The organism is Nocardioides pelophilus (assembly GCF_014180685.1).
Lineage (GTDB): Bacteria > Actinomycetota > Actinomycetes > Propionibacteriales > Nocardioidaceae > Nocardioides > Nocardioides pelophilus.
The window spans coordinates 1-8,866 of record NZ_JACEHF010000170.1 but is presented as its reverse complement, the minus strand read 5'-3'; the positions used below and the strand labels follow the sequence as shown (position 1 = coordinate 8,866).

Below are 8,866 nucleotides of genomic sequence, written 5' to 3'. Positions count from 1 at the left end.
GTCGGCGCACACGGCGATGAGCGCCTCCTCGACCCGGCGGACGTAGTCGACGACCTTCACGTGGTCGGGGAGCCGGACGATCGGGTAGCCGACCAGCTGGCCCGGCCCGTGGAAGGTGAGCTTGCCGCCGCGGTCGACGTCGATGACGTCGGCGGTGCCGGGGTCGGCGGGCCGCTCGTGCGGGGCAGTGCGCTTACCGGCTGTGAAGACCGGCGGGTGCTCGAGGAGCAGGACGGTGCCGGGCCGGTCGCCGGCCGTGACCTCGGCATGCACCTGTCGCTGGAGCTCCCACGCCTCGAGGTAGTCGAGCGCATCGGCGCCGAGGCCGGCCTCCTGGAACCGCAGATCCGTCACGGGTCGAGGGTACTCGCCGCCACCCGGGGCGATTCCGGGACACCGGTCGGTCGGTGGGCCGATACTCCTGGGCATGACCGACGAGGTCCGGTACGCCGACGTCGCTGCTGCCCGGGTGGGGTACGCCGTCCACGGCGCGGGCGACCTCGACATCGTCTACTCGCCGGGCCTCGCCAGCCATCTCGACCTGAGCATGGAGCAACCTCGCTACCAGCGGTACATCGAGACCCTGATGCGTTACGGCCGGGTGATCCGCTTCGACCGCCGCGGGGTCGGGGTCTCCGACGCCGTGCCGCCCGACGCGGGGGAGTCGTGGGAGATGTGGGCCGACGACCTCGCGGCCGTTCTCGAGGCAGCCGGGTCGCGGCACGCCGTCATCATCGCCACCAACGACGCCGGCGCCGCCGGCATCCTGTTCGCCGCGACCCGACCGGACCTGGTCCAGGCGCTCGTCCTCTTCAACACGACCGCCCGGTTCCTGGCGGCGCCGGACTATCCCGAGGGCCACTCGGCCGAGGTCGCCGAGCTGGTCGTCGAGACGTTGAGGAGCACGTGGGGCACCGAGGCAGCCACCGACTTCTTGTGCCCCAGCCTCGCTGCCGACGAGCCCTACCGACGCTGGTACGCCCGCTTCCAGCGCGGCGCCTGCTCGCCGGGGGAGATGGCCGAGAGCCTGTCGCGCCTCGTCGAGATGGATGCCCGCCGGGTCCTGCCCGAGGTGCAGTGCCCCACCCTGGTCGTGCACCGGGAGCAGTACGGCGCGCTGACGGTCGACCACGCCCGCGCTCTCGCACGTGGCATCCCGCACGCCGAGCTCGCGGTGGTGCCTGGAGGGGACGCGACGATCTACAGCGAGGGGGTCGGCGACATCGCCGAACGCATCGGTGCGTTCCTCGGCCGGACACCCACGCCGCCGCCGGACAACCGGGTCTTCACGACCGTTCTGTTCACCGACATCGTCTCCTCGACCGAGCGCGCCGTATCCCTCGGCGACGACGGGTGGCGCAGGCTGCTTGACGCGCACGACGCCGCAGCGCGGGACGCCATCGGGCGACACGGAGGCCGGGTCATCAAGGGGACCGGCGACGGCACGTTGGCGACGTTCGAGGCCCCGACGAGGGCGCTGCGCTGCGCCTCGGAGCTACGACGACACCTGCGAGGGCTGGGGATCGAGGTTCGCGCGGGGGTCCACGCCGGGCCGGTCGTCGTACGCAACGACGGCGACATCAGCGGCGTGGCGGTCAACGTGGCGGCGCGAGTGCTCGGCCAGGCCGAGGACGGAGGCGTGCTCGTCTCCGAGGCCGTCGTCGACCTGGTCACGGGGGACGAGTTCGAGTTCGCGGAGGTGGGGGAGCGGGCGTTGAAGGGCCTGCCGGGCACCTGGCGGCTCTTCGGGGCCACCCGCGCGACCGGCTGATCGTCCGTCGCGCGCTCCCGGACCTGTGGACGGCCGGGTGCGGAGAAGGGCGTCCGCCTGTAGGACTGGCTCCATGCCCGCCGACCCTGCGCCCGACCCTGCGCCCGACGCCGTGTCGCCTCCGCCGCTGCGGATGACGCTTGCCGTCGCCGCGGTGATCGTGGGTTGCGTGGTCGTGCTGGTCGTCGTGGGGGTGCTGCGGTCGACCTCGGGAGCCGATCGCTCCGGGCCGGCCCCGGAGGCCGAGGCGCGGTTGGCGCCGTCGGTGACGCTCACCGACGCGGTCGCCTCGCTCTCCGTGCTGCGTGACTGGGACCGGGCCCGCTCGGCTGCCTGGGCTCGTGGCGACACCGCGGCGCTGCGCCGGATCTACCTCGTGGGCTCCCGCGTCGGCGCCCAGGACGTCGCCATGCTGCAGCGCTGGGTCGACCGCGGCCTCCGCGTGCGGAGGATCGCGATGCAGGTGCTCGCCGTCGAGCTCCGGGTGCGCACCGCGCGGCGGATCGTCCTCGACGTCACCGACCGGCTGGCCGATGCGGTCGCCGTGCCGTTGGGTGGCGGCGGCGGGACGGCGCTGCCGCGCGACGGGCTGACCACCCGCCGGCTGGTCTTCCGGCTGACGGGAGCCGGGTGGGTGCTGGCAGCGGCCTACGAGAGACCGCTGGCCAGCACCGCGGTCACGTCCGGGTCGGAGAACTCGTAGCCGAGGTCGAGCAGTGCCTGCGGTCGGGTGTTGACCGAGCCGAGCAGCTCCGGCGCGACCCGGCCGGTCGCGACCTTGAGGACCGGCGACGGCACGGTCGCGAAGGCGGGCCGGTGCAGCGCCTCGCCCAGCGCCTTGGTGAACTCGGCGTTGGTCGGGGTCTCCACGCACGTCATGTTGACCGGACCGAAGGCGGTCGGGTGCTCGACGAGGTACGCCGCCGCTCCGACCCAGTCGCGCAGGGAGATCATCGGCATGTGCTGGCGGCCGTTGCCGAGCCGTCCGCCGAGCCCGGTCCTGAAGAGCAGGCGCAGCTGCTTCAACGGTGCGCTCGCGCTGTCCATGATCGGCGACGTGCGCAGGAAGACGACCCGGCCGCCGGCGTCGACGGCCGGTTGCGCGGCCGCCTGCCAGTCCCGGCACACCGTGGTCATCAGGGAGTGGCCGCGGCTGTCGGCCACCTCGGTCAGCAGGGCGTCCCCGTGGTCGCCGTACCAAGCGACGGCGTTGCCCGCGACGAAGTACGGCGGCTCGGGCGCCGTCGCGATCGCCTGCGCGAGCGTCTCGGTGGTCCGGACCCGCGAGTCGTGCAGCTCGCGCGCCCAGGTGCGGGAGTGCGGGTTGCCCAGCGTCGGTGCACCGGCCAGGTTGACCACGACGTCCGCCGACGCGATCAGCTCGCGGTCGACGTCGCCGGTGTAGGGGTCCCAGGTGGACTCGTCGGGCCGCTTCGTCGGACGGCGCACCAGCGCCGTGACCTGGTGCCCGCGCCCCTCCAGCTCGGCGCGCAGATGGGTCCCGAGGAAGCCGGAGCTGCCGGCCATGACGATCGATAGCGATCCCATGCGCCCACACTACGAGTCGGCCAAGCCGCCCCGTCGGTCCAGAAGCCCGTACGCCGCCTCGCCGTTGGTCGAGGAGGTCGCCCAGCGACCACGGGTTGGTCGAGGAGGTCGCGCAGCGACCGTCACGAGACCCCCCGTGCACCCCGTTGGTCGAGGAGGTCGCGCAGCGACCGTCACGAGACCCCCCGTGCACCCCGTTGGTCGAGGAGGTCGCGCAGCGACCGTCACGAGACCCCCCGTGCACCCCGTTGGTCGAGGAGGTCGCGCAGCGACCGTCGCGAGACCCCCTGCCTCCGTTGGTCGAGGAGGTCGCGCAGCGACCGTCACGAGACCCCCTGCCTCCGTTGGTCGAGGAGGTCGCGCAGCGACCGTCACGAGACCCCCTGTCCGCAACCTCCGCGCCGTCGTCGGTTGCGGTGGGAAAGACGGACGACGTGGTGGCGCGCCGTCGTTGGTCACGGTGCGGTCCCCCGGGCCCTGCGCCGGTTGCCGGAGGCCGGAGGTGCTCGCTGTGGTGGCGGCAGCGGGGGAGGTGTTCGGGTGGTTGCGGAAGTACGCCGGCTCGCCGCCGCCGTGCTCCCCGGTGGTCGAGGAGGTCGCGCAGCGACCGTCACGAGACCCCCTGCCCGCCGGTGGTCGAGGAGGTCGCGCAGCGACCGTCACGAGACCCCGTGCCCACCGTTGGTCGAGGAGGTCGCGCAGCGACCGTCACGAGACCCCCTGCCCCCGGTGGTAGAGGAGCTCGCCGCTCGCCGCTGGTTGAGGTGCGAGCGAAGCGAGCCTCGAAACCAAGGCAACCCGCCTGTGAAAACCATCCATCGAATGTTCCATTCCGAATCGAACAGGTGTACGATAGAAGCATCTCGGAAAGGAACACCGTGGTCGCCCAACTCCACCCCCAACCCCACCCGATCCTGGGCGCGGTCGCGGACGCCCGGAGCGCGTTGACCGACGTGCGCGACGTGCAACCGGTGTACATGACCCCAGCCGAGAAGACCACCGCCCTCCAGGAGATCACCGCCCTGGAGGCCACACTCACCGACCTGAAACTACGCGTGCTCGCCACCGCCGGCGACGTCGCCGACGCCGCCGGTGCCCGCGACATCGGCTCCTGGGCCGCCCACCTCACCCACGCCGACCCCACCGCTGCCCGCGCGGACGCCCGGCTCGCTGAGGCACTCGACCGGCGCTGGACCCGGGTCGCGGCCGGCATGGCCGACGGAGCAGTGGCGCTGGCCCAGGCCCGGGTGATCGTGACCGCGCTCGAGGCCCTGCCCGACGACCTCGACCCCACCCTGCTNGCAGTGGCGCTGGCCCAGGCCCGGGTGATCGTGACCGCGCTCGAGGCCCTGCCCGACGACCTCGACCCCACCCTGCTGGCCAAGGCCGAGACCCAGCTGGTGGCCTACTGCGCCGACTTCAGCCCCGCCGAGCTACGCCGCCTCGGTCGTCACATCCTCCACGTCGTCGCCCCCGACATCGCCGAAGCCCACCAAGCCCGACTCTTGGAGGCCGAGGAACAACGCGCCCGCGAGAAGTGCCGACTGACCCTGAAGCCCATCGGCGACGGCACCACCCGAATCTCCGCACTGCTCCCCGACACCGACGCCACCCGACTACGCACCTACCTCGAAGCGTTCACCTCACCCAGGAAGCACGACGACGCGACCCTCGGTGAGGAAGACCGGATCCCCTACCCCCGCCGCCTCGGCCAAGCCCTCTGCGCCCTCCTCGAGCACCTCGACCCCGCCAAGCTTCCTGACCACGGCGGCGACGCGACCACCCTGATGGTCACCATCGACCTCGACTCCCTGCGCACCGACCTGGCCACCGGCGGGCTCATCGACGGCCACCTCACCGCCGGGGACAACATGTCGGCCACCGCGATCCGCCGCCTGGCCTGCACCGCCAAGATCATCCCCGTCGTCCTCGGCGGCAACGGCGAGATCCTCGACCTCGGCCGCACCCGCCGCCTCTACTCACCCAGCCAACGCAAAGCCCTACGCCTCCGCGACCAACAATGCCGCGCCGAAGGCTGCACCGTCCCCGCCACCTGGTGCGAAGCCCACCACCTCAAACCCTGGACCCAAGGCGGCCGCACCAACCTCAACGACGGCATCCTCCTCTGCAACCACCACCACCACCGCGCCCACGACCGACAATACGAAGCCGACCGCCTCCCCAACGGCGACCTCCGCTTCCACCGCCGCCCCTAGACGACCCTGTCCGGTCAGCACTGTCCCCGGCGTCGGTGATGATGAAGCGATGACGACCTATTCCGACACGACGGAGTTCGAGAACGCGACCTTCGTGAAGGCGAGCTTCAAGGGCGCCACCCTGCGGTTCTCCGACGTCAGCGGTGTGACGATGCGCAGCGTCGATGTCGACGGACTCGACATCGACAGCCACGACCTGTTCTTCGGCAGCCTGTTCGTCAACGGTGTCGACGTGGTGCCGCTCGTGGACGCCGAGCTCAACCGGCAGTTCCCGGGCCGCGAGCTGCAGAAGGCACAGACGGTCGAAGGCCTGCGTGAGGGTTGGGTCGCTGTGCAAGCCGCGTGGCAGACGACGGTGGCCGACACGCCTCCGGAGCTGGTGGACGCCCACGTCGAGGACGAGTGGTCGTTGGCCCAGACCCTGCGCCACCTGATCCTGGCGACCGACGCGTGGCTCCGCGGCGGGATCCTGCGGATCCAACAGCCGTTCCACGAGATCGGCCTGATCTTCACCGGTGCCGACGAGATGGGCTTCGACATGTCGATCTTCCGCGCCGACCCGCCGGCCTACGACGAGATCCTCACGGTGCGCGCCGACCGACAGCAGCTGGTGACCGACTTCCTGGCCACGGCTACGGCGGAGCTGCTCGCGGAGGAACGCGACGATCCGTGGGGCGGGGACTGGCGTCCGAGCGTCGGCGACTGCGTTCGCGTGATCCTCGAGGAGGAGTGGGCGCACCTGCGCTACATCCGGCGGGACCTCGCCCGCCTGCGTTGAGCCAGGCGCGCCCGCTCAGACCTCGAACTGAGCTGCCTCGAGGCGGCTCTTGACCTCCTGGAGGAAGCGGCCCGCGTCGGCACCGTCGACCAGTCGGTGGTCGTAGGTCAGCGCGAGATAGACCATGTGCCGGATCGCGATGGTCTCGCCGAGGTCGGGGTCGTCCATGACGACCGCGCGCTTGACGACGCTGCCGGGACCGAGGATCGCGACCTGCGGCTGGTTGATGATCGGGGTGTCCCAGAGGGCGCCGACGCTGCCGAGGTTCGTGATCGTGAAGGTGCCGCCCGACAGCTCGTCGGGACCGATCTTGTTGCTGCGGGTGCGTGCGGCGACGTCGGCGATCTTCTTGGCGAGACCGGAGATCGACAGGTCACCGGCGTCCTTGACGACCGGCGTGAGCAGACCCTTCTCGGTGTCTACGGCGAACGCGATGTTCTCGCGGTCGTGGTAGGTCACCTGGCCGGCCTCGAGGTCGAGGGTGGCGTTGAGCGACGGGTGCTGCTTGAGGGCGTCGATCGCGGCCTTGGCGAAGAACGGCAGGTAGGAGAGCTTCACACCCTCGCGGGCGAGGAAGTCGGCCTTGGTCGCGTCGCGGAGTCGGGCGATGTTCGTGACGTCGACCTCGACGACCTGGGTGAGCTGAGCGGAGATCTGCACCGACTCGACCATCCGCTGGGCGATGATCTTGCGCAGTCGGCTGACCGCCACGGTCTGTCCGCGCAGCGGGGACGGCGTGCCGGAGGGCTTCGCCGCGGCAGCGGGAGCCGCCGGAGCGGCAGCCGGGGCGGCCTCCGCGGGCTTCTGGGCCGCCGCGGCGTCCAGCACGTCCTGCTTGCGGATGCGGCCGCCGACACCGGAGCCGCTGACCGACGCGAGATCGACGCCGTGCTGGGCGGCGAGCTTGCGGACCAGCGGGGTGACGTAGCCGGGCCCGTCGCCGCCACCGGCCGGGGCCGCGGGCGCGGCCGGGGCGGGGGCGGGCTCCCTGGCCGGCTCGGGCTCGGACGCCTTGGCGGGCTCCGGGTCCTTGGCCGGCTCCGGCTCGGGCTCCTTGGCGGGCTCGGGCTCGGGCTCCTTGGCGGGCTCCGGCTCCGGCTCGGGCTTCGACTCGGCCGGCGCGGGAGAACCCGACCCGATGATGGCGAGCTCGGCGCCGACCTCGACGGTCTCGTCCTCCTCGGCCTTGATCTCGAGCAGGGTGCCGGCGACCGGCGACGGGATCTCGGTGTCGACCTTGTCGGTGGAGACCTCGAGCAGCGGCTCGTCGACCGCGACCGAGTCGCCGACCTGCTTCAGCCAGCGGGTGACGGTGCCCTCGGTGACGGACTCGCCGAGCGCGGGAAGGGTGACGGGGGTGCCCTCCGCGGGACCGCTCGAGGCGGCGGGCGCCTCAGCGGCGGGCTGCTCGGCGGCGGGCTGCTCAGCCTGCTCCGGCTCCTGCGCGGCAGGCTCGGGCTCGGGCTCGGGCTCCGGCTCCAGCTCCGGCGCCTCTTCGGCCGGCGCTTCGCCACCGGAGGAGCCCTCGCTCGCCTCGCCGACGATCGCGAGCACGGCGCCGACCTCGACGGTGTCGTCCTCGGACGCCTTGATCTCGAGCAGGGTGCCGGCGACGGGGGAGGGGATCTCGGTGTCGACCTTGTCGGTGGAGACCTCGAGCAACGGCTCGTCGACCGCGACCGAGTCGCCGACCTGCTTCAGCCAGCGGGTGACAGTGCCTTCGGTGACGGACTCGCCGAGTGCCGGGAGGGTGACTTCGGTGGCCATGAAATCCTCGTCTTCGCTTCGTGGTCGTTTGACTGAGTGGTCAGCTGTGGGCGTGCAGGGGCTTGCCGGCCAGGGCGAGGAACGCCTCGCCGATGGCCTCGTTCTGGGTGGGGTGGGCGTGGACCAGCGGGGCGACGTCGTCGGGGTGCGCCTCCCAGCCGTAGACCAGCTGGGCTTCGCCGATCAGCTCGCCGACGCGCTCGCCCACGAGGTGGACTCCGACGACCGGGCCGTCGGCCTGGCGGATCAGCTTGACGAAGCCCTGGGTGCGCAGGATCTGCGACTTGCCGTTGCCGGCGAGGTCGTAGGTCAGCGTCGAGATGGACTCGGCGCCGTACTGCTCGTTGGCCTGCTCCTCGGTGAGGCCGACCGAGGCGACCTCGGGCCGGGAGTAGGTCACCCTCGGGATCCCGCGCTCGTCGATCGACTGCGGGGCGAGGCCGGCGATCTGCTCGGCGACGAAGATGCCCTGCTGGAAGCCGCGGTGCGCGAGCTGGAGCCCGGGGACGATGTCGCCGACCGCCCAGATCCCGTCGACGCCGGTGCGGCAGCGGTCGTCGGTGGTGACGTAACCGCGGTCGAGGGTGACGCCCTGCTCCTCGTAGCCGAGGCCCTCGGTGCGCGGCGCCCGGCCGACCGCGACCAGGAGTACGTCGGCGCGCAGCTCGGTGTCGTCCGAGAGCGTGACCACGACCGCGCCGTCACCCTCGTCGGTGGTCGTGACACCGGTGACCGACGTGCCGGTGCGGGAGGTGATGCCGCGGCGGCGGAACGCGCGCTCGAGCG

The 8,866-nt window shown here is 72.1% G+C and carries 8 protein-coding genes; 4 read left to right on the top strand and 4 right to left on the bottom strand.

What is annotated here, in order from left to right:
• Positions 1 to 354: lipoyl(octanoyl) transferase LipB (lipB, locus tag H0488_RS19600; protein WP_312856443.1), on the bottom strand; the 354-nt coding region annotated here is incomplete at its 3' end.
• A gap of 73 nt (positions 355 to 427) precedes the next feature.
• Between lipB and H0488_RS19595 the strand changes: the two genes are divergently transcribed.
• Both H0488_RS19595 and H0488_RS19590 read left to right on the top strand, forming a co-directional pair.
• Positions 428 to 1,771, top strand: coding sequence for an adenylate/guanylate cyclase domain-containing protein (locus H0488_RS19595; RefSeq protein WP_183100917.1), 1,344 nt, complete (start codon positions 428 to 430; stop codon positions 1,769 to 1,771).
• Positions 1,772 to 1,844: 73 nt separating this feature from the next.
• A complete protein-coding gene (locus tag H0488_RS19590) occupies positions 1,845 to 2,474 on the top strand; it encodes a hypothetical protein (RefSeq protein WP_183100916.1) in 630 nt (209 codons plus the stop codon).
• Here the strand turns inward: H0488_RS19590 and H0488_RS19585 are convergent.
• A complete protein-coding gene (locus tag H0488_RS19585; RefSeq protein WP_183100915.1) occupies positions 2,420 to 3,319 on the bottom strand; it encodes a TIGR01777 family oxidoreductase in 900 nt (299 codons plus the stop codon). The two genes, H0488_RS19590 and H0488_RS19585, sit on opposite strands and share 55 nt — an antisense overlap.
• 977 nt (positions 3,320 to 4,296) lie before the next feature.
• On the opposite strand from H0488_RS19585, the gene H0488_RS24780 reads away from it, so the two are divergent.
• Both H0488_RS24780 and H0488_RS19575 read left to right on the top strand, forming a co-directional pair.
• Entirely contained in the window at positions 4,297 to 5,535 is a 1,239-nt protein-coding gene (locus H0488_RS24780) for an HNH endonuclease signature motif containing protein (protein ID WP_183100919.1), read from the top strand.
• A gap of 49 nt (positions 5,536 to 5,584) precedes the next feature.
• Complete coding sequence (locus H0488_RS19575) at positions 5,585 to 6,313, top strand: DinB family protein (protein WP_183100914.1); 729 nt, start codon at positions 5,585 to 5,587, stop codon at positions 6,311 to 6,313.
• A 15-nt stretch (positions 6,314 to 6,328) separates the two neighbouring features.
• Here the strand turns inward: H0488_RS19575 and sucB are convergent, their stop codons facing one another.
• The gene (gene sucB / locus H0488_RS19570; RefSeq protein WP_183100913.1) at positions 6,329 to 8,080 is read right to left on the bottom strand and encodes a 2-oxoglutarate dehydrogenase, E2 component, dihydrolipoamide succinyltransferase; all 1,752 of its coding nucleotides are present in this window, start codon (positions 8,078 to 8,080) and stop codon (positions 6,329 to 6,331) included.
• 40 nt (positions 8,081 to 8,120) lie between these two features.
• On the bottom strand, positions 8,121 to 8,866 hold a 746-nt coding region (locus H0488_RS19565), incomplete at its 5' end, for an oxidoreductase dimerization domain-containing protein (RefSeq protein ID WP_183100912.1).